This window comes from Mesorhizobium sp. (genome assembly GCF_004963255.1).
Classification (GTDB): Bacteria; Pseudomonadota; Alphaproteobacteria; order Rhizobiales; family Rhizobiaceae; genus Mesorhizobium.
In genome coordinates this window covers 1-21,316 of sequence record NZ_SUGA01000022.1, presented here as the reverse complement: position 1 = coordinate 21,316, position 21,316 = coordinate 1, and the positions used below count along the sequence as shown (strand labels likewise).

The window sequence follows — 21,316 nt, the reverse complement described above, 5'->3', positions numbered from 1 at the left end:
CCCACGCGGCGGACGACCAAGACCATCCCCGGGAGGAAACCATGGGAAACATCACGCTCAAGAACGTCTCCAAGTCCTTCGGGTCGACGACGATCATTCCGAACATCGACCTCAACATCGAGGACGGCGAGTTCGTGGTGTTCGTCGGCCCCTCGGGTTGCGGCAAGTCCACGCTGCTCAGGCTGATCGCCGGGCTGGAGGACACCAGCGGCGGCACCATCTCGATCGATGGCCGCGACGTCACCCGCGAGGCTCCGGCCAAGCGCAAGCTCGCCATGGTCTTCCAGTCCTATGCGCTCTACCCGCATATGACGGTCGCCAAGAACATCGCCTTCCCGCTGAAGATGGCCGGCGAGGACCAGGCGACGATCGACAAGAAGGTGAAGGACGCCGCGCGCGTGCTCAACCTCACCAACTATCTCGAGCGCCGCCCGGGCCAGCTCTCCGGCGGCCAGCGCCAGCGCGTCGCCATCGGCCGCGCCATCGTGCGCCAGCCCTCGGCCTTCCTGTTCGACGAGCCGCTGTCCAACCTCGACGCCGCGCTTCGCGGCACCATGCGGCTGGAGATCAGCGAGCTGCATCAGCAACTGAAGACGACGATGATCTACGTCACCCACGACCAAGTCGAGGCCATGACCATGGCCGACAAGATCGTCGTGCTCAACGCCGGTAACATCGAGCAGGTCGGCTCGCCGATGGAGCTCTACAAGACGCCGAAGAACCTCTTCGTCGCCGGCTTCATCGGCTCGCCCAAGATGAACATGATCGAAGGCGCGCCGGCGGAGAAATACGGCGCCAAGACCATCGGCATCCGGCCCGAGCATCTCAACATCTCGACCTCGTCAGGCGACTGGAAGGCGACGGTTGGCGTTGCCGAGCATCTCGGCTCCGACACCTTCCTGCATGTCCAGGCGGACGACATCGGCACCATCAACGTCCGCGCCGACGGCGAGGTCGCGGTCAAGCATGGCGACACCGTCTACCTGACCCCCGACAAGACCAAGCTTCACCGCTTCGGCGCCGATGGCAATTCGCTGGCCGCGTGAGGACGGGACAGTGAGGCTGAAAGGCAAATCGGCGCTGATCACCGGATCGGCGCGCGGCATCGGCAAGGCCTTCGCCGAAGCCTATGCGCGCGAAGGCGCGACGGTGGCGATTGCCGATATCGACCTCGACGCGGCGCAAGCGACGGCGAAAGCGATCGGCTCCGCCGCTTACGCGCTGCGGCTCGACGTGACCGACCAGACCTCGATCGAGGCGGCGGTGAAGGCGGTCGAGGCGAAGACCGGCGGGCTGGACGTGCTGATCAACAATGCCGCGATCTTCGACCTGGCGCCGATCGTCGAGATCACCAGGGCGAGCTACGAAAAATTGTTCGCGGTCAATGTCGCCGGCACGCTGTTCATGCTGCAGGCCGCCGCCCGCTCGATGATCGCGCGTGGCAAGGGCGGCAGGATCATCAACATGGCAAGCCAGGCAGGCCGGCGCGGCGAGCCGCTGGTCGCGGTCTATTGCGCCACCAAGGCCGCCGTCATCTCGCTGACGCAATCGGCGGGGCTCGACCTCATCAAGCACCGCATCAACGTCAACGGCATCGCGCCGGGCGTCGTCGACAGCGACATGTGGGACCAGGTCGACGCGCTGTTCGCCAAATATGAGAACCGGCCGAAAGGCGAGAAGAAGCGGCTGGTCGGCGAAGGCGTTCCCTATGGCCGCATGGGCAAGCCGGGGGACCTCGCCGGCATGGCGGTTTTCCTCGCCAGCGACGAGGCCGAATACATCGTCGCCCAGACCTACAATGTCGACGGCGGTCAATGGATGAGCTGACGGGATGAGTTGAGGGGGAGGCGCTTCACTCTTTTCCTCCGGAGCAAGCGTCGCGGGGCAGGTGAGGGGCAGCATGCTGGAACACCAGATGTTGCCCCTCATCCTCGCCCTCCTCAGGAGGCGTAAACAGTCGGGCTGCAGATCGGCCAAAGGGTAAAATGAGATGACCGTGAAACTCTCTTCCTCCAACCTCGCCAGCCTGCCGGCCAAGGTCGCCGGTCCGAAATATGACCGCTCGGCCCTGAAGGCCGGCATCGTCCATTTCGGCGTCGGCAACTTCCACCGCTCGCACCAGGCGGTTTATCTTGACGATCTGTTCGCCACCGGTGAAGGCCATGACTGGGCGCTGATCGGCGCCGGCGTGTTCGAGGGCGAGAAGATCGGCCGTTCCAAGCTACAGGAACAGGACTGGCTGACCACCGTCGTCGAGCAGGACCAGGGCCATATGAGCGCCCGCGTTACCGGCGCCATGATCGATTTCCTGACGCCTGGCGATGCGGCGGCGATCATTGAGCGGCTTGCCGATCCGGCGATCAAGATCGTCTCGCTGACCATCACCGAAGGCGGCTATTTCATCGACCCGGCCTCCGGCAAGTTCAACCCGGCCCATCCCGACATCGTCGCCGACGCGCAACCGGGCGCCGTACCGAAAACCGTGTTCGGCATCATCCTTGCCGGCCTGCTGCGCCGGCGCGCCGACGGCATCGTGCCCTTCACCGTCATGTCCTGCGACAACATCCCCCATAACGGCCATGTCACCTCGGACGGCGTCATCGGCCTTGCCCGGCTGATCGACGAGGACCTGGCGACATGGGTGGAGGACAAGGTCGCCTTTCCGAACGGCATGGTCGATCGCATCACGCCGGCCACGACCGACCGCGAGCGCCGGATCCTCGCCGACGATTTCGGCCTGGAGGACAATTGGCCGGTGTTCTGCGAGCCGTTCAAGCAATGGGTGCTGGAGGACCATTTCACCGCCGGCCGTCCGGCGCTGGAAAAAGTCGGCGTGCAGTTCGTCAAGGATGTCTCGCCCTACGAGCTGATGAAGATCCGCATCCTCAATGGCGGCCACGCGACAATAGCCTATCCGGCCGGCCTGATGGACATCCATTTCGTCCATGAAGGCATGCAGGAGCCGCTGGTGCGCGCCTTCCTGTCGAAGCTCGAGCATGACGAGATCATTCCGACCGTGCCGCCGGTGCCCGACACCGATCTGGAGGACTATTACCAGCTCATCGAGCGCCGCTTCTCCAATCCCAAGATCGGCGACACCATCCGCCGGCTTTGCCTCGATGGCTCGAACCGCCAGCCGAAATTCATCATCCCGACCATTGCCGACCGGCTGAAGGCGGGCGAGGGCGTCGCCGGCCTTGCACTGGAATCGGCCTTGTGGTGCCGTTACTGCTTCGGCACCACCGACAGCGGCGCCGTCATCGAGCCGAACGATCCCAATTGGGATCGCATGCAGGCCACCGCCAAAGCGGCGAAGGACGATCCGAAGGCCTGGCTGGCAATGGAGGACATCTATGGCGATGTCGGCCGCTCGCCCGTCTTCGCCGAGGCCTTCGCCCACGCTTTGAAGGTGCTGTGGGCGAACGGCGCGCGCGAGACCCTGGCGCGCTATCTCGCCGACAAGCTCTGAGGCTAGCGGAAGCCTGCCCGATGACGCCTGAGCTGGTCATCTTCGACTGTGACGGCGTGCTGGTCGACAGCGAGGCGCTTTCGGTCTCGGCGCTGCTCGGCATGATCGAGCTCGCCGGCGGCACGGTCAGCGAGGACGCCGCCTACGAGCATTTCCTCGGCAAGAGCATGAAAAGCGTGCGCGAGATCCTCGGCCAACAGTTCGGGCTGGAGATCAGCGACCAGCACCTGACCGCCATGCGCGTCGACCTGATGCGCAAGTTCCGTGAGGAATTGAAGCCGATCCCTGGCATCAAAGAGGTGCTGCCGAAGCTCGGTCTGCCTTGCTGCGTCGCCTCTTCCGGCACGCTGGAGCGTATCCGCTACGCTCTCGATGTCACCGGCCTGCTGCCGCTGCTGGAGCCGCACCTGTTCAGCGCCACCATGGTCAAGCGCGGCAAGCCGGCGCCCGACCTTTTCCTTCATGCCGCCGCCTCCATGCGGGCGCATCCGCGCAATTGCCTGGTCGTCGAGGACAGTCCGGCCGGTGTTGCCGGGGCGCGCGCGGCGGGCATGCACGTCTTTGCTTTCACCGGCGGCTCGCATGCCGGAAATCCCGGCTTGAAAGCCCGGCTTGCGTCGACCGAACCGGACTCTATATTCGCTGACATGCTGCAATTGCCCGATCTGATTGCAGGCCTGGGAGCGAGAGTAAAAGCATCTTGACGAAGAGTTTCGTTTGCGCGGTCGATGTCGGCACCGGGAGCGCTCGCGCGGGCATTCTCGACGCGCGCGGCAACCTGCTCGCCCGCGCCGATCATCCGATCGCCATGCACCAGCCCAAGCCCGATCATGCCGAGCATGATTCGGAAGACATCTGGTCGGCGGTCTGCAAATCCGTGCGGTCCGCCCTTGAGAATTCCGGCGTTGCAGCCGCGGATATCGCCGGCATCTCTTTCGACGCGACCTGCTCGCTGGTGGCGCGCGACAGGCAGGGCGGCCAGATCAGCGTCTCGGTCACCGGCGAGAAGCGCTGGGACACGATGGTCTGGCTCGATCATCGCGCCATCGCCGAGGCCGATGAATGCACGGCGAGCGGCCACGCCGTGCTCGATTACATAGGCGGTGTGATGTCGCCGGAAATGGAAACGCCGAAGCTGATGTGGCTGAGGCGTCATCTGCCGAAGACATGGAATGAAGCCGGCTATCTGTTCGACCTTGCCGATTTCCTGACCTGGAAGGCGTCAGGCTCGCTCGCCCGCTCGCAATGCACGCTGACGGCCAAATGGACCTATCTCGCGCATGAGGAAGAAAGCTGGCGGCGCGACTTCTTCGAGCTCGTCGGCCTCGGCGACCTGTTCGAGCACGGCAATCTGCCGGAAAAGGCGAGCCCAGTCGGCACGGATATCGGTCCGCTGACGGCGAAGGCCGCCGCCGAGCTCGGCCTGACTGAAAAATGCCGGGTTGGCGCCGGCGTCATCGACGCCTATGCCGGCGCGCTGGGTGTCCTGGGCGGCTTTGCCGGCGACGAGGAGAACATCAGCCGGCACCTGGCGCTGATTGCCGGCACATCGTCCTGCGTCATGGCGATGTCGCATGACCCGCAGCCTTTCGCCGGCGTCTGGGGTCCCTATTTCGGCGCGGCCCTGCCGACGCTGTGGCTGTCGGAAGGCGGCCAGTCGGCCACCGGCGCGCTGCTCGACCACATCATCCGCTGGCATGGCGCCGGCGGCGAGCCGGACGCGGCCATGCACATGAAGATCGCCCGGCGCGTCGCCGAGCTGCGCGCCGAGGACGGCTACGCGCTGGCCGCAAGGCTGCATGTGCTGCCGGATTTCCACGGCAACCGTTCGCCGCTCGCCGACCCGCACGCGGTCGGCGTCATCAGCGGCCTGACGCTCGATTCCTCCTTCGACAGCCTGTGCAAGCTCTACTGGCGCACTGCCGTCGGCATCGCGCTCGGCGTGCGCCATGTGCTCGAGGCGCTGAACGAGAACGGCTATCTGATCGACACGCTGCATGTCACCGGCGGCCACACCAAGAACCCGCTTTTGATGGAGCTCTATGCCGACGCCACCGGCTGCACTGTGGTCGAGCCGCTGGCCGACGAGGCCGTGCTGCTCGGCACCGGCATGGTGGCGGCAACCGCCGCCGGGCTCTACCCCGACCTCAACGCGGCCTGCGTCGCCATGCAGCAGGGCGGCAGGACGCGCCCGCCCAACAAGGAAGCCGGCGCCCGCTTCGACCGCGACTACCGCATCTTCCTCGAAATGCACCGCCAGCGGCAGATGCTCGACGAAATCAGCTAACCTGTTGCCTACGCAGCGACTTACCGGTCTCTGCGTCGAACAGATGGATGCTCTCTTCATCGAAGCTGTAGCGCACGGGCGCGCGCAACTCCGGGCATTCGCGAGCCGGCACCAGCGCGCTGATCTCCTTGCCGCCCGAGCCGAACGTCACCAGCGCGTCATTGCCATGGAATTCGATGAGGTCGGCGGTGCCTTGCAGGATGTTGCCTGCGCCTCCGTTCGCCGTCTTGAGATCCGGGGGCCGGATGCCGAGTACTACCCGATCGCCATGCTGCAGATGGAAGCCGCCGCCTTCAAGCGATAGCACCGTCCCCGCGCCGGTCAGCGTCCAGCCATCGCCGTTGCGGCCGACCATCGCCTCGATGAAATTCATGTTCGGCGTGCCGATGAAGCCGGCTACGAACTGGTTGCCGGGACGGCGATAGATCTCCGCCGGCGAGCCGATCTGCTCGATCACGCCGTCCTTCAGAAGCACGATGCGGTCGGCCAGCGTCATCGCCTCGAGCTGGTCATGCGTGACATAGACTGTGGTGGTCTTCAGCGACTGGTGCAGCCTGGCGATCTCGACGCGCATATGGTTGCGCAGCTTGGCGTCGAGATTGGAGAGCGGCTCGTCGAACAGGAACACTTTCGGCGTCTTGATCATGGCGCGCGCGATCGCCACGCGCTGCTGCTGGCCGCCGGAAAGCTCGGTCGGCTTTCGGCCGAGATAGGGCTCCAGCCCGAGCGTCTTCGAGACCGCCTCGACCCGCTTCTTGATCTCGGCCGCTGGCACCTTCTGCCGCTTGAGCCCGAAGGCGATGTTGTCGAAGATCGTCATATGCGGATAGAGCGCATAATTCTGGAAGACCATGGCGATGCCGCGGTCGCCCGGCTCGAGATCGTTGACCACCTTGCCGCCGATCGACACCTCGCCGCCGCTGATGTCTTCCAGCCCGGCCAGCATCCTGAGAAGCGTGGACTTGCCGCAGCCGGAAGGCCCCAGGAACACGACGAATTCATGCTCCTCGATCGCGAGGTTGAGATCGCGGATGACGGTCGTGGCGCCATAGGCCTTGTCGACATGGGAGCAAACGATGGCGGACATGCCTTATCCCTTCTCGCCGGTCAGCAGGATCTGCAGCTTGACGTCCTGAGGCCTGCCTTGCGCCGCGCGCTCGAACGCCTTGATGCTCTCGGAGAAATCATAGGTGCCGGTGATCAGCGGCTTGAGGTCGACCTTGCCGGAGGCGATCAGCTGCAAGGCGCGGTCGAAAATGTTGGCATAGCGGAACACGGTCTCGATGCGCACTTCCTTGGAGATCGCCGCCGGCACATTGAGCTCGACCGTCTCCACCGGCAGCCCGACCAGCACCACCGCGCCGCCCGGCCGCACGATGTCGAACAAATTGGCGAAGGCCTTCGGGCTGCCGCTCGCCTCGAATACGATATCGGCGCCCCAATTGTCCGTCGCGCTCCGCACCGCGTCGACCAGCGACTGCTCGCCGACATTGACCGGCACGATGCCCGGATACTGGCCGGCGATCTCCAGCTTCGGCGCGGAGAAGTCCGAGATCAGCACCTTGGAACAGCCGCCCGCCAGCGCGGCGAGCGCGATCATGATGCCGATCGGGCCGCAGCCGACGACCACGGCTACGTCGCCCGGCACGATGCGGGCGCGGGCCGCCGCCTGCATGCCGATGGCGAAGGGCTCGACCATCGCGCCCTCGGCGAAGGAGACATTGTCCGGCAGCTTGTAGGTGAAGGCCGCCGGATGGACGGCGTAAGGCGCAAGCACGCCATGCACCGGCGGCGTTGCCCAGAAGCGCACGTCCGGGTCGACATTGTAGATGCCGAGCTTCGTCGCGCGCGACGCAAGGTTCGGCACGCCCGGCTCCATGCAGACGCGGTCGCCGACCTTCAGGTTCGTGACATTGGCGCCGACCTCGACGATCGTTCCCGAGGCTTCATGGCCGAGCACCATGGGCTGGCGCACGATGTAGCTGCCGATGGCGCCATGCGTGTAGTAATGCACGTCGCTGCCGCAGACGCCGACCGTGTGGATGGCGATCCTTACATCGTCCGGTCCGACGTCTTGCGGCAACGCGATCTCGCGCAGCGACAGTTCGCCTTTTTTCTCAAGCACCAGTGCCCGCATCGGGTGTCCTCACTTCAACTTTTCTTTTGCCGGAAAACGGAATTCAGGAAGCCGCTCAAAACACCGAGGAAGAGCAGCGGCGGCAGCGACAGAAGCACCACCGAGGCATTGAGGATGCCCCAAGGCACGTTCATGCCTTGCTGCGACAGTTCGGACGCCACGATCGGCAGCGTCTTGGCGTTGGAACTCGACAGCATCAGCGCGATCAGGAACTCGTTCCAAACCAGCACGAAGCTGAAGGCGATGGCGCCGATCAGCGAGCGCGCCGCGACAGGAAGCGCGATCCGCCAGAACACCGAATAGGCGCCGTAGCCATCGACGAAGGCCGCCTCCTCGATCTCCTTCGGCACGCCCTGGAAGGCCGGGATGGCGAGCCACATGATGACGGAGATGGTCAGCAGCGAGTAGGTGACGATCAGCGCCGGCAAAGTGTCGTAGAGGCCGATCTGCAGCCAGATCACCATCAGCGGGATGGCGACCGCTACCGGCGGCAGGAAGCGCAACGAAAGCACGAAGAACTGGATGTCGCCGGCGAAGCGGTTGGGATAGCGCGCCACCGAATAGGCTGCCGGCAGGCCGAGCACGATGCCAATCAGCACCGCCGCGCCGCAGGCGACTGCGGAATTGTAGAGCCCGGTCAGCACGCTGTCACGGCCGAGGATGTAGCTGATATTGGCAAGCGTCGGCGTGAAGACCACCTTCGGCACGCGCGTGATGATGTCGACATTGTTCTTCAGCGCGTTGAGAGCCGTCCAGAGAAGCGGGAACACGGCCAGGAACCCGGCCAGCGCCAGGACGGTTTTCGCGATCAGGCGGCCTGGTCTCATCCGATATTGCTTCATGCCTGCACCCGCTTCCACAGCATGGTGAAGGTGATGACGGTCGCGATCATCATCAGCACCGCCATGGCCGAAGCGTAGGAGACCTTGCCGGACTCTATGAAGCCTTGCGAGAAGGCGTACATGTCGAGCGTCTCGGTCGCGACGCCGGGCCCGCCGCGCGTCATCACATAGATCAGGTCGAAGGAGCGCAGCGACTCGATCATCTTGACGAACATCAGGCTGATCAGCGGCGCCTTCAGCATCGGTAGCGTCACATAGGCATGGATCTGCCAGCGCTTGGCGTGGTCGAGCCTGGCCGCCTCGATCGGCTGCGGCGGCAAGGTTTCGAGCAGCTTCAGCACGATGACGGCGAAGAACAGCCCCCATTGCCAGACATCCACCGAAGCGACGGCGAACAATGCGGTGCCCGGCTTGGACAGCGGATCGAAGATCAGCCCGCCGGTGATCAGCCGGTAGGGATAGGTGGCGATGCCGTAGAGCGGGTGATAGGCGAACTTCCAGACGAAGGCGGCCGAGACGCGCGGCAAAAGCACCGGGATGATGAACAACAGGCAGTAGAAATTGCGCAGGCGCGGGCCGGCGACCTCGAACATCAGCACGCCGAGCCCGATCGCCACCACCATCGTCGCCACCACGGTGACGATCTCCCATTTCACCGACACCCAGACCGCGTTGAGGAAGCGGCGGTCGCTGAAGAGATCGGCGAAGTTCGAGAACCAGACCCAGGAATAGCCCGGCGCGCTCAGCTCGCGGTTCTGCAGCGCGATCACGATGGCGTAGAGCGTCGGCACCATCGACAGCACCAGCAGGATGGCGAGGGTGGGAACCAGAAATGTGACCGGCAGGGAAGAGCGTCGCCGCATTGCCTCTCCTCGGGTTTGTCGCGGTGCCTTGGATCGAGGGTGAACCCGCGGCGCGGATCCCGGCATTCCTTCGAATGCCGTGGACCGCGCGCCGCGGGCGGGAGGATTACTTCTTCTTCACCAGATCGTTGGCATAGGCCTCGAGCTCGTTGAGCCCACCCTTAATGTCGGTGCGCGTGCCGGTGACCAGTTCTTCCAGGATGATGCCCCAGCGGTCACCGAGGTCGGGCCAGCGCGGGTCCTGCCAGAAGTTCACCGCCGTCACCTTACCCGTTTCGGCCAGCGCCTGGCCGAGATCGGCGCCGTAGATGTCGGCGAATTCCTTGCTGGAGAGCACGCTGGTGCGGTTGAGCTCGCCGAACTGATGCGCGTCGAGACGGCGCTTCTCGTTCTCCTTCGACGTCGCCCAGGCGATGAACAGCCCGGCGCATTTCTTCGCCGCGTCATCCGCATTGGCCTTGGTGCCGATGGCAAGTCCGTGGCCATAACCGCCGCCGGGCAGCGGCGACGGCGGCGGCAGGAAGCCGACCTTGCCAACCACCTGCGAGGTCTTCGGGTCGACCGCCATGCCCGACAGCGGCGTCGATTCGACGAGGATGGCGACCTGGCCGGAGAGGAAGGCGCCGGTCGATTCATCCCAGCTGCCGGTCTGCGTGCCGGGCGCCGAGTCCTTGAACAGCTTCAGATAGGTTTCCGTCGCCTTCACGGCGGCGTCCGAATTGAAAGCCGGCTTGTCGCCGTCGAACCACTTGCCGCCGTAGGCCTTGAAGAACGGCATCCAGCGCCAGACATTGGCGCCCGAGCCGCGCGCGCCGCGCAGCGCGATGCCGTATATGCCCTTGTCGGCATTGGTCAGCTTCGGCACGTCGGCGATCAGCTCGTCCAGCGTCTTCGGCGGCTGGATGCCGGCGGCCTCCAGCACGTCCTTGCGATAGACCATCAGGTCGCCGCCGCCGGTCAGCGGTGCGAACCAGACCTTGCCGTCATAGGTGGCGACCTTCTGGCGGCCCGGATCGAAATCGGCATAGTCGTAGTCAGCCGGGTAATAATCGGTCAGCGGCACGATCCAGCCCGAGGACGCGAACAGCGCCACATTGGCCTCGTCGACATAGTAGACGTTGTAATTGCCGACGGTGGAAGCATCGGCGCGTGACTTGGCGCGGCGGTCGTTCTCGTTGAGGTAGTCGATCTGGAACGAGGCGCCGGAGAGCTTCTTGAACTCGTCCTTCGAGTCTTCCAGAAGCGTCAGCCCGTCGCGCGGCTGCGCCAGCACCTTGACCGGCGCCGAGCACACCGGTGCCTGGGCAAGTGCTGCGGTTGATACGGAAGCGGTAAGCACGAACGCTGCGCCGAGGCTGGCAGCGAGCCGATATGATTTCATTGATTTTCTCCTCCAGGAACAACTCGCGGAAGCGGCAGATCCTTGGTCAAGCGACCCTCACCGTCGCCCGTCTGACCTGTCACCCGTCGCCAAAATGAGCAGTTGAAGAAGGCGAGACTAGAAGCCTCGTTGCAGCAGACCTGTACTTTTATGCATTGTGCGACGCAAAAAATGTCACCGGCAGAGTCTGCCCGTCACACGAGTATCAGTGCAATCGGAAGTGGGCAGATATCGGCTGTATCACGCCCTTAGTGTCAGCCGTTGACGCGACAGTTTGCGGTAGGAAGACGGCGTCATCTTGTGCTTGCGCAGGAAGGCGCGGTTGAAGTTCGAGATGTTCATGTAGCCGACCTGGAAGCAGATATCGGTGATCGGGATCTCGGTATCGGCGAGCAGCTTGCAGGCCTGCCAGAGCCTCAGTTTGGCGACATGGTCGCTGAAGGAGTTGCCGGTGTTCTTCTGGAAGAAGCGCGAGAACGTGCTTTCGCTCATGCCTGCCAAGGCTGCCACGTCCGGCAGCTTCAGATCCTCGGCGAAATGCTGGAACAGATAGGTCAGCGAGCGCTGGATAATATCCAGCGACTCCGCATCGAGCAGCGGCGAAAAGTCCGGCGACGACAACAGCGCGTATTCATCGGTGGTAGCCAGCAGGTCCAACAGTTCGAGGAACATGCGGAACCGCGCCAGGCCATGCACTTCGCCCATTCTCTCCATCAGATCGGCGCCGTCGAGCGCCGTCTGGCCATGGAAGACCATGCCGCGCAGCGAGCGCTCCAGGAACGGCTCCAGCTCGCGCAGCTCCGGCAGCAGCCCCGAAGAGCCGCGCAGCCGCTCGGCGTCGAACTGCAGCACGATATCGCGGCCCTCGATCAGCTCGCCCGGCTGCACCGCCGTCACCCAGTCATGCGGCAGCCCGCCGCCGACGATGGTCAGATAGCCCGGCCCGAACTCGCCGATATGGTCGCCGACCAGCACCACGCCGGACGATTTGCGCAGAAGATGGATTTCGTATTCCGGATGGAAATTCCAGACGTTGCGCTCCCACGGATAATCGTCCAGCCGCCACAGGAAACTCTCGCTCGCCTCCGTCACGATATGCTCGAAGGCGGGGGCCGTGCGCGGAATCGCGGCCGTGTTCTTTCTGCGCCTGAACGGCATCCATTCCTCCCAGCATGGCGCGCCGGCTGCGCATGCCTGGGGCATCCGTAGCAGCCTACGGCCGGCAAATGAAGGAGGCGCGGGGAATCGCAGCTCCGCCTGGATCAATCGCTAACGCGGCCTCCTCCCTTGCCAACATGTCGCGTTTCGTTCACAAGGCGACGCAAATGGCGCCATTTTGCGCCATTGTGTACGGCTTCCGGCCCTTTTTGCCGACGCGCCGTGTTCTGAAAGAGCGGAACAATGTCTGCGATCGAAACCGGCGCCCTCGCGCCGGAAAACCTTTGGCGTCAGGAAATCAGGGCGACGATCGCGCTCGCCTGGCCGATGGTGCTGACCAATCTCGGCCAGACCGCCATGACCGCGACTGATGTTATGATGATGGGCCGCCTGGGACCCGATACGCTGGCCGCCGGCGCGCTCGGCTCCAACCTCTATTTCATGCCGCTGATCTTCGGCCTCGGCCTGATGCTGGCGACCTCGCCGATGATGGCGACCGAGCTCGGCCGCCGTCGCCATTCGGTGCGCGATCTGCGCCGCACCGTGCGCCAGGGCCTGTGGCTGGCCATCCTGATCTCGATCCCGATCTGGTTATTCCTCTCGCATGGCGAAGAGGTGCTGCTCGCCATGGGCCAGAAGCCGGAGCTCGCGCATGAGGCCGGCATCTATCTGCACTGGCTGCAATGGGCGGTGCTGCCCTTCTATGGCTATATCGTGCTGCGCTCCTTCATCTCGGCGCTGGAGCGGCCGGGCTGGGCGCTGATCATCGTTTTCGTCGCGGTCGCCTGCAACGCCTTCTTCAACTGGGTGTTCATGTTCGGCAATCTCGGCGTCAAACCGATGGGCATCGCCGGCTCCGGCCTCGCCACCACCCTGTCCAGCACGCTGATGTTCATCGGCCTGGCGGCGGTGGTGATGCTCGAGAAGAAATACCGCCGTTATCGTCTGTTCGGCCGCTTCTGGCGCTCCGACTGGCCGCGTTTCCGCGGGTTGCTGCGGCTCGGCCTGCCGATCGCCGGCATCCTCGCCTTCGAGGTGACGATCTTCAACGCGGCGGCGCTGCTCATGGGCCTGATCGATGCGGACTCGCTCGCAGCCCACGCCATCGCTATACAGATAGCGTCGATCTCCTTCATGGTGCCGCTCGGTCTCAACCAGGCGGTCACGGTCCGCGTAGGCCTGGCGCATGGCGCCGGCAATTCCGAAGGGGTTTCGCGCGCCGGCTGGACAGCCTTTGTCATCGGCGTGTCCTTCATGGCGCTGATGGGCCTCGTGATGATCCTCTGGCCGCATGCGCTGATCAGCGCCTTCATCGATCTTGCCGATCCGGCCAATGCCAGGGTGATCACGCTTGCCGTATCGTTCCTGGTGTTCGCGGCGCTGTTCCAGATCTTCGACGGCGCCCAGGCGGTTGCCGCCGGCATGCTGCGCGGCCTGCACGACACCAAGGTGCCGATGATCTATGCCGCGATCGGCTATTGGGGCGTCGGCCTGCCGCTCGGCGTGCTGCTTGCCTTCCATTTCGGCCTGAACGGCGTCGGCATCTGGATCGGCCTGGCCTCCGGGCTGGCCGTGGTGGCGGCGCTGCTGCTCGCGCGCTGGCTCAGGCGCGACCGCATCGCGCCGGCGCTGTCCTTCGGGCACTGAGGCGGACGCCGATCGCCAGCAGCCATTATGTCCAGACATTGTGGCTGACGGTGGCGCCTTCAGATCGAAAAAACGCCCGCCAAGCGCACATAGTGGCCATTGCCGCAGATACTTTATTGTCGCCGTTGGGCCGGAAGCGGAACGTCCCCTTCCGGACGGTTAAGATAGCTGGAAAGCCGAGGGCACCCGAGCACAAGGCCGTCGTTCAAGATTATGCGTGAACTTGGTTTCCACACTGGGGCTTCGTGAGGTAAGCCCGCGTGCTCAGGTCAGCCCCGTCGTGACGATCTGCGTTGTCGTCCACATATGCGATGCTATCGTCGCGCATGCGCTGACACGTCGCGGGCAATCGGTGCATCTGCCCGACTGTAGGTGCAATACCTCAGAAAAGGCCCGCCAAGCCTTCGCAAGCGGGCCAATGCGCCAATCTAACGGGACGCACTCAGTTATCCGTCACCTGTGGCACGGCAGATGAGTCATCGGATCCGTCGGTCTCGGTATCGGAACCTGCGCCAGTGCCTGTCGTGCCGGAGCCATCCGTGTTGTCCTCGCCCTGGTCGTCAGCAGATTCCGGACCACCATCATGGCTGCTAGAGTTCCCGCTGCTGCTGTGGCTATCGCCGCTATCGTGCTCGCCGCCGTCGTGACCGCCGTCGCTACCGCCACCGCCGTTGCCGCCACCGCCGCCGTCGTGACCGCCGTCGCCACCGCCACCCCCCTCGGACTCTGCGTGGGCAGCGGCCGGCACAAGCTTGGCAGCACCGTGAAGCGCCAAGTGGTAGGGCGCAATGGTGAGCATCAGCGCCGTCGACGCGCGCAGCGTGAGCCAGACAAGTCGTTTGAAGGGAATTTTGGTCATCTTATCCTCCTCGTGAAGTGCTGTTAGTAATCCAGTTCGGCCGAAGATGTCGCAGCCGTGCCGCAGTCGCCAGCAGCCGGAACGCCCCTGGACTACAACGGTTTGCGACCGTCACTAGTACTGGATAGCGAATCCAACCTGACAACCGGCTGACAGCCATTTTGGGTGTCGCCGGCCAACCTTTGGCTAGCCGGACTTGTCGACCACAGGCGTGCTCTTTTCAGATGCTTGCATAACTTCTGATTTGCACACGGTCTCCTCGAAGGAGTTCGCCGAGGTGCGATAGCCGCTGCCCAGGTTATACAGGACTGCTCGAGCGTCGCTTGAATGTCCGCTTGCGGCAACGGTTGACCTCGCCTCGTACGCCTGACAAGGGGCGCAAAGCGGGCATGTACGCTTTCACCTCCGCCTTGGTCAAAAGCGACGCACCCACCGTCATCAAATGATCCAAAGGAGGCGTTCGAGCGCTCTCTAGTTTTGGGTCGCGTCGAACTTCGTCAACACAGCATGCTCTCCATTCAATGGGCGGCGCGCCGCTCCAGCCGGCGCGCATATTGCGTCAGCGGGAAGCACATGACGAAGAAGATCAGCGCCACCAGCCCGTAGACCTTGAACGGCTCGAAGGTGGCATTGTTGATGGCGTTGGAGGTCCTGACCAGTTCCTCGAAGCCGATGATCGAGGTCAGCGCCGTCGATTTGATGAGCTGCACTAGGAAGCCGACGGTCGGCGCGCGGGTGATGGCGAAGGCCTGCGGCAGGATGATCAGCCTGAGTTCCTGCAGATAGTGCAAGCCGAGGCTGGCGCCGGCGTCCCATTGGCCACGCGGCAGCGCGTCGACGCCGCTGCGCCAGATTTCGGCGAGATAGGCGCTGGCGAAGAAGGTGAGCCCGAGCACCGCCGCCGTCCACGGCTCGATGCGCAGTCCAAGCATCGGCAGGCCGAAGAACATCAGGAAGAGCTGCATCAGGAGCGGCGTGCCCTGGAACAGCGCGATATAGCCCGAGGCTATCCGCTTCACCCATTTGTTTTTGGCGATGCGGAAGAACAAAACGATCAGTCCAACCAGCGCGCCGCCGATGAAGGCGGCGAGCGACAACAGCACCGTCCAGCGCGCGGCGAGCAAGAGGTTGCGGACGATGTCCCAGAAAGTGAACTCGATCATGACACGCCGGCTCCGAGAACGCGGCGGCCGCCACTGACCAGAAGCCGGCGCAGCCCCATCGACAACCCGAGATAGACCATCGTCACCACGAAATAGGTCTCGAAGGCGCGGAAAGTGCGGGCCTGCAGCATGTCGGCCTCATAGGTCAGTTCGCGTACCGCGATCTGCGAGACAACGGCTGATTCCAGCATCATGATGACGATCTGGCTGGTCAGCGCCGGGTAGATCACTTTCAGCGCCTGCGGCAGCACGATCTTGACGAACACCTGGCGCGGCCTCAGCCCTAGCGCGAGTGCTGCCTCCGTCTGTCCGCGCGGTACAGCGTCGAGGCCGGCGCCGACGATCTCGATCGTATAGGCTGCCATGTTGAGCGTCATCGCCAGCATCGCGGCCAGGATCGGGTCGAGCCTGACACCCAGGCTGGGCAGGCCGAAGAAGATGAAGAACAGCTGCACCAGGAACGGCGTGTTGCGCATCACCTCGACATAAACGCCGATCGCCACCTGCAGGGGCTTGGGGCCGTTTCTTTTGCCGGCGGCGCCCAGGATGCTGAGGAAGGTGCCGGCGAGCGTGGTGACGGCGATCAGAAGCAGCGTCATCGCCGCGCCGCGCGCGATCACGCCCGCCGCACCCGCAAGCCAGCCGAAGTCGAGGCTGTAGCCCATGGCGATCGACCTTGTTGGAGCAGGCGGAACGGCTCAGCCCTTCATTGCAGGCTGAGCCGCGCCGGAGATCAATCCTTGAGATTGGCGGGATTGAGCGGCGTCTTCAGCCAGGCCTTAGAGCTTTCGTCCAGCTTGCCGTCGGCGAGCATCTTGGCCACCGCGTCGTTGACAGCCTTCTTCAGCCGGTCCTCGTTCTTGTTGAGGCCGATATGCGAGGGCGAGGTCAAGAGCTGGAATTTCTGCTCCGGCTGCAGCGCGTCCTGCTTGGCCAGCACCTGCGCGCCGACATCGTTGCCGACCACCATCAGCTGCGTCTGGCCGGAGATGAAGGCCTGGATGACGGAGTTGTAGTTGTCGAAGCGGCGGATGTCGGCGGACGACGGCGCCGCCTCGGTCAGCGACGTGTCCTCAAGCGTGCCGCGGTTGACGGCGATCGACTTGTCGGCAAGGTCTTCCTTGCCTTTCACCGCCGTTGCTTTCGGCCCGATGACGGCGATGTAGTAGGGCGCGTAGGCGGCGGCGAAGTCGATCACCTGCTCGCGCTCCTTGGAGTAGCCGACGCTCATCAATATATCGACGCGCTTGTCGGTGAGATAAGGGATGCGGTTCTGGCCGGTGACGCTGACCAGGTTGAGCTTCACCTTGAGCGAATCGGCGATCGCCTGCGCCACGTCGATGTCATAGCCCTTGATGCTCATGTCGGCGCTGGCCGAGGAGAAGGGCGGGAAGTCCGAGAAGATGCCGACATTGATGGCGCCGGCCTTGGTGATGTCGTCGACGGCGTCAGCCTTGGCCTGCGTGGCCAGGCCTGCGGCGCCGAGCATCATGGTCGCCGCGATGGCGGATTTCAGTGCGTTGCGAAGAGTCATGGTTATTCCCCTGCTGGAAGCTTGTTGTTGAAACCGGCCGCCGGCTCCAGCGCGGCGGCCGTATTGGCTAAGCAATTCCAGGAAAAGTGTGACGCGGTTTTCCGTCCGGAATTGCGTGAAATTAAGATGTCTCAGCCTTTCCTGATCGCCGGGCTGAACACCATCAGGCTGAGAATCTCGAAAAGCACCTGCGCGCCGACATGGGCGGTGTTGGTGGTCGAGTCGTATTGCGGCGCCACCTCGACGACGTCGCCGCCGACGATGTTGAGGCCCTTCAGGCCGCGCAGCAGCTCCAGCACCTCGCGCGTCGTCAGCCCGCCGACTTCCGGCGTGCCGGTGCCCGGCGCGAAGGCCGGATCGATGCTGTCGACGTCGAAGGAGATGTAGGTCGGACCGTCGCCGACGATTTTGCGCGCCTTCTCGATGATGGCAGGGATGCCCAGGCCGGTCACCTCCTCGGCATGCACGACGGTCATGCCGGATTCATAGGTGAACTCCCACAGATATTCGGCCGAGCCGCGAATGCCGATCTGGATGGTGCGCGACGGATCGAGCACGCCATCCAGCACCGCGTTGCGGAACGGCCCGCCATGGTGGAACTTGGTCATGTCGAACAGCCCGCTGGTGTCGCAATGGGCGTCGATATGGATCATGCCGACCGGCGCCTGTCTGCCGACCGCCTTCAGGATCGGATGGCTGATCGAATGGTCGCCGCCGACCGAGAGCGGCAGCACGCCGGCATCGACGATCTGGTTGGTGCGCTTTTCGATGTCCTCGTGGCTGATCTCCAGCCGGTAGCGGCTGCGGAACGGCGTGTCGCCGATGTCGGCGACGCGAAGCTCATGCGTCGGTGCGCATTCCAGCACGTGGTTGTAGGGCCCGATGCGTTCGATGGCCCGCAGCGCGCGCGGCCCGAAGCGGGAGCCGGGCCGATTGGTGACGCCGAGATCCATCGGCACGCCGATCATCGCCACCTGCAGGTCGCCGAAATCCGGATTCTCGGCGGCGATCTCGCGGTAGGGAGCGGCGAGGAAGGTCGGGATGCCGGAATAGGGGGCAAGGCGTGTGCCCGACTTGTTGAAGATCTTGTCGGCGACCTTGCGGAATTTCGGGTCGAACATCTCGCCGCCATGGCTCTCGCCATATTTGCGGCGCAACGCTTCGAGCTTGCCGCGATCGTAACCCATATCCGGTCCTCCTGTGCTTGCCGCCCGCACGGACGATTTGCCAAGCCAGCCACAGATCCAGCCCCTTCTCCGGCTGGATCGTTGCTCGCTGTCCTTGCGGATTTCACGTCTCTTGAAGCTGTTCCGGGCAAAAGTGTCGGGCAGGGACATTGAAAAATCAATTGATATTGTTAGGGTCTTCATTGTGAGAAAATCTCACAAAGTAGGAGCCCTTCATGGCCAAGCGCCTGCCGCCGCTGAACCCGCTGCGCGCCTTCGAGGCCACGGCGCGGCACGGCTCGCTGACCAAGGCGGCGGGTGAGCTGAATGTCACGCATGGCGCCGTCAGCCACCAGATCAAGGCGCTCGAGCAGTCGCTCGGCGTGAAACTCTTCGAACGCACCGGCCAGCGGGTGAAGCTGACGCCGCACGGCGCGGAGTTCCTGCCGGCGGTTTCGACTGCCTTTGAAGGCATCGCCGCCGCCACGCAACGCATGACGCGGCCGGCGAGCGCCGGCACGCTGTCGGTGTCCTGCGTGCCGGCGCTGCTCTTGCTCTGGATGACGCCGCGGCTCGGCTCCTTCACGGCGCAATATCCCGACATCCAGCTGACTCTGATCCCGTCCAACGATCCCAGGGACATCCGCGCCGCGGACATCGACGTCTGCGTGCATTATGGCGACGGCGGCTGGAGCGACTGCTGGATACGCAAATGGTCCGGGCTGGAGCTGTTTCCCGTGGTCAGCCCGACGCTGATCAACAACCGGCCGATCCGCAGTGTCCGCGACCTCGCCGATCATGTGTTCCTGCATGGCGACGATGGCCGTGAATGGCACACCTGGCTGGCCGCCACGGACGCGCTCGATCTCGAGCGCGGCCGACGCCATCGTCTGGGCGATGCGCGCATGGCGACGGAGGCCGCCGTGCACGGCCATGGCGTGGCGCTCGGCGACTCGGTAACGGCACGCGCCTTGCTGGCCAGGGGCATGCTCGTCGCGCCGTTCACCCTGTCGGTGCCGGCGGTCGACGATTTCTACGTCGTTTGCCGCAACGAGATGCGCTCGGCGCCGATCGTTCAGCTCTTCATCGACTGGCTGTTCGCGGAGAAAGAGCAGGACGAGGGGCGCGCCGATGCGCCGGTGGCAGGCCGCGTGCCGAGCCGCAGGAAACGCCCGGCCCTCAAAGTGATAGGCGCCAGGACAGCGCCCTGACGGCTGGACTTGCATAGCTGCTTTTTGTCGGGCCAGCTTGCAAAGCGGGGAGCGCGTTCGAAAATACAATGCTAAGAGGCAAGTTGGCTGAGGCAATTCCAGGAGAACCGCGTGACAGTCTCCCATCGGATTTGCTCGAACAAGGACTTGAAGCGTGGCGCCCGCGTTTGAGTGGGTCGTGTTTCATGGGTGAGGAAGCATGGCAAAGACCGATATAGCGCGGCGCGTCTACAACCACACCTGGAAGCTGGACCCGATCGTCCGCAGCCTGCTGGACACCGATTTCTACAAGCTCCTGATGCTGCAGATGATCTGGGGCATGTATCCCAAGGTCCATGCCACCTTCACCTTGATCAACCGCACAACCTCGGTTCGCCTCGCCGATGAGATCGACGAAGGGGAATTGCGCGAGCAGCTCGACCACGCCCGCACCTTGCGTTTCTCCAAGAAGGAGATGATCTGGCTGGGCGGCAACACCTTCTACGGCCGCAAGCAGATCTTCGAGCCGGAATTCCTGGCATGGCTGGAGGATTTCCGCTTGCCGGCATACGAGCTTTCCAGGCGCGACGGCCAGTACGTGCTCTCCTTCCCTGGCCCCTGGATGTACACGACGCTCTGGGAAATCCCGGCTTTGGCCATCATTAACGAGCTTCGTTCCCGCGCGGCGATGCGCTCCTATGGGCCTTTCGCGCTCGATGTCCTCTATGCTCGCGCCAAGGCCAAGATGTGGGCCAAGACCGAGCGACTGAAGGCGCTGCCCGGCATCCGCATTTCCGACTTCGGCACAAGGCGCCGCCACTCGTTCCTCTGGCAGCGCTGGTGCGTCGAGGCGCTGAAGGAAGGCATCGGCGACGCCTTCACCGGCACCTCCAACGTGCTTCTGGCCATGGACAACGACCTCGAGGCTTTGGGCACCAATGCGCATGAACTGCCGATGGTGTTCGGGGCTCTTGCCAATTCCGAGGAGGAGTTGCGGCAGTCGCCCTACAAGGTGCTGCAGGACTGGCAGCGCTATTATGGCGGCAACCTTCTGATCGTGCTGCCCGACGCCTTCGGCACGGATTCCTTCCTGCGTGATGCGCCGGACTGGGTCGCCGACTGGACAGGCTTCCGCCCCGACAGCGCGCCGCCGATCGAGGGCGGCGAGAGGATCATCGACTGGTGGCGCAAGAAGGGCAAGGACCCCAAGCAGAAGCTGCTCATCTTCTCCGACGGGCTGGAGGTCGAGACCATCGAGGAGACCTACAGACACTTCCGCGGCAAGGTGCGCATGTCCTTCGGCTGGGGCACCAATCTCACCAATGATTTCGAAGGTTGCGCGCCGACGGAGACCGACAGCCTCGACGCCATCTCGCTGGTCTGCAAGGTGACGGAAGCCAATGGGCGGCCGGCGGTGAAGCTGTCGGACAACCCCGCCAAGGCGACAGGGGATGAGAAGGAGATCAAGCGGTATCTCAGGATCTTCGGCGAGAAGGGAAGGGTGGAGCATCTGGTGAAGGTGTGAGGCTTAAGGCCCAGACGAATGGAATTCCTGCATAAGCCGAGTTCCTTCGCGCCCCCCTCTGTCCTGCCGGACATCTCCCCCACAAGGGGGGAGAT

19 protein-coding genes are annotated in these 21,316 nt (G+C 64.0%); 8 read left to right on the top strand and 11 right to left on the bottom strand.

Going from position 1 to position 21,316, the window contains the following annotated elements:
• Positions 1–41 precede the first annotated feature (41 nt).
• The 5 genes from E5X34_RS21050 to E5X34_RS21030 all read left to right on the top strand — a co-directional run bounded on the left by E5X34_RS21050 (position 42) and on the right by E5X34_RS21030 (position 5,756).
• On the top strand, positions 42–1,046 hold the full coding sequence (locus tag E5X34_RS21050; RefSeq protein WP_292568525.1) for an ABC transporter ATP-binding protein: 1,005 nt from the start codon (positions 42–44) through the stop codon (positions 1,044–1,046).
• Positions 1,024–1,827 carry an L-iditol 2-dehydrogenase gene (locus tag E5X34_RS21045; protein ID WP_292568523.1) on the top strand — a complete coding sequence of 268 codons (804 nt, stop codon included), beginning with the start codon at positions 1,024–1,026 and terminating at the stop codon, positions 1,825–1,827. Before E5X34_RS21050 ends, E5X34_RS21045 begins: the two co-directional genes overlap by 23 nt.
• Positions 1,828–1,990: 163 nt before the next feature.
• A complete protein-coding gene (locus tag E5X34_RS21040; protein ID WP_292568521.1) occupies positions 1,991–3,469 on the top strand; it encodes a mannitol dehydrogenase family protein in 1,479 nt (492 codons plus the stop codon).
• A gap of 20 nt (positions 3,470–3,489) precedes the next feature.
• Complete coding sequence (locus E5X34_RS21035) at positions 3,490–4,173, top strand: HAD family hydrolase (RefSeq protein WP_292568519.1); 684 nt, start codon at positions 3,490–3,492, stop codon at positions 4,171–4,173.
• Positions 4,170–5,756, top strand: coding sequence for an FGGY-family carbohydrate kinase (locus tag E5X34_RS21030; protein ID WP_292568517.1), 1,587 nt, complete (start codon positions 4,170–4,172; stop codon positions 5,754–5,756). The genes E5X34_RS21035 and E5X34_RS21030 overlap by 4 nt, the downstream gene beginning before the upstream one ends.
• Here the strand turns inward: E5X34_RS21030 and ugpC are convergent.
• The 6 genes from ugpC to E5X34_RS21000 all read right to left on the bottom strand — a co-directional run bounded on the left by ugpC (position 5,749) and on the right by E5X34_RS21000 (position 12,137).
• Positions 5,749–6,843 (bottom strand): sn-glycerol-3-phosphate ABC transporter ATP-binding protein UgpC, encoded by a 1,095-nt coding sequence (gene ugpC, locus E5X34_RS21025; RefSeq protein ID WP_292568516.1) that lies wholly within the window; start codon positions 6,841–6,843, stop codon positions 5,749–5,751. The two genes, E5X34_RS21030 and ugpC, sit on opposite strands and share 8 nt — an antisense overlap.
• A gap of 3 nt (positions 6,844–6,846) precedes the next feature.
• On the bottom strand, positions 6,847–7,893 hold the full coding sequence (locus tag E5X34_RS21020; protein WP_292568515.1) for an NAD(P)-dependent alcohol dehydrogenase: 1,047 nt from the start codon (positions 7,891–7,893) through the stop codon (positions 6,847–6,849).
• Between the two features lie 14 nt (positions 7,894–7,907).
• Positions 7,908–8,720 carry a carbohydrate ABC transporter permease gene (locus tag E5X34_RS21015; RefSeq protein WP_292568513.1) on the bottom strand — a complete coding sequence of 271 codons (813 nt, stop codon included), beginning with the start codon at positions 8,718–8,720 and terminating at the stop codon, positions 7,908–7,910.
• An 11-nt stretch (positions 8,721–8,731) separates the two neighbouring features.
• The gene (locus tag E5X34_RS21010; protein ID WP_292568511.1) at positions 8,732–9,598 is read right to left on the bottom strand and encodes a sugar ABC transporter permease; all 867 of its coding nucleotides are present in this window, start codon (positions 9,596–9,598) and stop codon (positions 8,732–8,734) included.
• 106 nt (positions 9,599–9,704) lie between these two features.
• Entirely contained in the window at positions 9,705–10,979 is a 1,275-nt protein-coding gene (locus tag E5X34_RS21005) for an extracellular solute-binding protein (protein WP_127883358.1), read from the bottom strand.
• 240 nt (positions 10,980–11,219) lie between these two features.
• Positions 11,220–12,137, bottom strand: coding sequence for an AraC family transcriptional regulator (locus E5X34_RS21000; protein ID WP_292568509.1), 918 nt, complete (start codon positions 12,135–12,137; stop codon positions 11,220–11,222).
• 243 nt (positions 12,138–12,380) lie between these two features.
• On the opposite strand from E5X34_RS21000, the gene E5X34_RS20995 reads away from it, so the two are divergent.
• Complete coding sequence (locus tag E5X34_RS20995; RefSeq protein ID WP_292568507.1) at positions 12,381–13,784, top strand: MATE family efflux transporter; 1,404 nt, start codon at positions 12,381–12,383, stop codon at positions 13,782–13,784.
• Between the two features lie 442 nt (positions 13,785–14,226).
• Here the strand turns inward: E5X34_RS20995 and E5X34_RS20990 are convergent, their stop codons facing one another.
• From E5X34_RS20990 to speB, 5 genes are all read right to left on the bottom strand, one after another.
• Positions 14,227–14,643, bottom strand: coding sequence for a hypothetical protein (locus tag E5X34_RS20990; RefSeq protein WP_127878437.1), 417 nt, complete (start codon positions 14,641–14,643; stop codon positions 14,227–14,229).
• Between the two features lie 518 nt (positions 14,644–15,161).
• On the bottom strand, positions 15,162–15,806 hold the full coding sequence (locus E5X34_RS20985; protein ID WP_292568504.1) for an amino acid ABC transporter permease: 645 nt from the start codon (positions 15,804–15,806) through the stop codon (positions 15,162–15,164).
• Complete coding sequence (locus E5X34_RS20980; protein ID WP_292568502.1) at positions 15,803–16,471, bottom strand: amino acid ABC transporter permease; 669 nt, start codon at positions 16,469–16,471, stop codon at positions 15,803–15,805. Before E5X34_RS20980 ends, E5X34_RS20985 begins: the two co-directional genes overlap by 4 nt.
• Positions 16,472–16,539: 68 nt before the next feature.
• On the bottom strand, positions 16,540–17,340 hold the full coding sequence (locus E5X34_RS20975; protein ID WP_292568500.1) for a transporter substrate-binding domain-containing protein: 801 nt from the start codon (positions 17,338–17,340) through the stop codon (positions 16,540–16,542).
• Between the two features lie 131 nt (positions 17,341–17,471).
• Positions 17,472–18,527, bottom strand: coding sequence for an agmatinase (gene speB / locus E5X34_RS20970; protein WP_292568498.1), 1,056 nt, complete (start codon positions 18,525–18,527; stop codon positions 17,472–17,474).
• 215 nt (positions 18,528–18,742) lie between these two features.
• Here speB and gcvA point away from each other — a divergent pair, with 215 nt between their 5' ends.
• Positions 18,743–19,717: a transcriptional regulator GcvA gene (gcvA, locus tag E5X34_RS20965; RefSeq protein ID WP_292568496.1), complete on the top strand. Its 975-nt coding sequence runs from the start codon at positions 18,743–18,745 to the stop codon at positions 19,715–19,717.
• Between the two features lie 199 nt (positions 19,718–19,916).
• Entirely contained in the window at positions 19,917–21,221 is a 1,305-nt protein-coding gene (gene pncB / locus E5X34_RS20960) for a nicotinate phosphoribosyltransferase (RefSeq protein ID WP_292568494.1), read from the top strand.
• Positions 21,222–21,316 lie beyond the last annotated feature (95 nt).

Bases quoted from the DNA above. Each gene is read 5' to 3' on its own strand.
- gcvA (WP_292568496.1), top strand. From the start codon at position 18,743: ATGGCCAAGCGCCTGCCGCCGCTGAACCCGCTGCGCGCCTTCGAGGCC.
- E5X34_RS20995 (WP_292568507.1), top strand. From the start codon at position 12,381: ATGTCTGCGATCGAAACCGGCGCCCTCGCGCCGGAAAACCTTTGGCGT.
- pncB (WP_292568494.1), top strand. From the start codon at position 19,917: ATGGCAAAGACCGATATAGCGCGGCGCGTCTACAACCACACCTGGAAG.
- E5X34_RS21045 (WP_292568523.1), top strand. From the start codon at position 1,024: ATGGCAATTCGCTGGCCGCGTGAGGACGGGACAGTGAGGCTGAAAGGC.
- E5X34_RS21015 (WP_292568513.1), bottom strand. From the start codon at position 8,720: ATGAGACCAGGCCGCCTGATCGCGAAAACCGTCCTGGCGCTGGCCGGG.
- E5X34_RS21000 (WP_292568509.1), bottom strand. From the start codon at position 12,137: ATGCCGTTCAGGCGCAGAAAGAACACGGCCGCGATTCCGCGCACGGCC.
- speB (WP_292568498.1), bottom strand. From the start codon at position 18,527: ATGGGTTACGATCGCGGCAAGCTCGAAGCGTTGCGCCGCAAATATGGC.
- E5X34_RS21020 (WP_292568515.1), bottom strand. From the start codon at position 7,893: ATGCGGGCACTGGTGCTTGAGAAAAAAGGCGAACTGTCGCTGCGCGAG.
- E5X34_RS21040 (WP_292568521.1), top strand. From the start codon at position 1,991: ATGACCGTGAAACTCTCTTCCTCCAACCTCGCCAGCCTGCCGGCCAAG.
- E5X34_RS21005 (WP_127883358.1), bottom strand. From the start codon at position 10,979: ATGAAATCATATCGGCTCGCTGCCAGCCTCGGCGCAGCGTTCGTGCTT.
- E5X34_RS20980 (WP_292568502.1), bottom strand. From the start codon at position 16,471: ATGGGCTACAGCCTCGACTTCGGCTGGCTTGCGGGTGCGGCGGGCGTG.
- E5X34_RS20975 (WP_292568500.1), bottom strand. From the start codon at position 17,340: ATGACTCTTCGCAACGCACTGAAATCCGCCATCGCGGCGACCATGATG.
- E5X34_RS21035 (WP_292568519.1), top strand. From the start codon at position 3,490: ATGACGCCTGAGCTGGTCATCTTCGACTGTGACGGCGTGCTGGTCGAC.
- E5X34_RS20985 (WP_292568504.1), bottom strand. From the start codon at position 15,806: ATGATCGAGTTCACTTTCTGGGACATCGTCCGCAACCTCTTGCTCGCC.
- ugpC (WP_292568516.1), bottom strand. From the start codon at position 6,843: ATGTCCGCCATCGTTTGCTCCCATGTCGACAAGGCCTATGGCGCCACG.
- E5X34_RS21010 (WP_292568511.1), bottom strand. From the start codon at position 9,598: ATGCGGCGACGCTCTTCCCTGCCGGTCACATTTCTGGTTCCCACCCTC.
- E5X34_RS20990 (WP_127878437.1), bottom strand. From the start codon at position 14,643: ATGACCAAAATTCCCTTCAAACGACTTGTCTGGCTCACGCTGCGCGCG.
- E5X34_RS21050 (WP_292568525.1), top strand. From the start codon at position 42: ATGGGAAACATCACGCTCAAGAACGTCTCCAAGTCCTTCGGGTCGACG.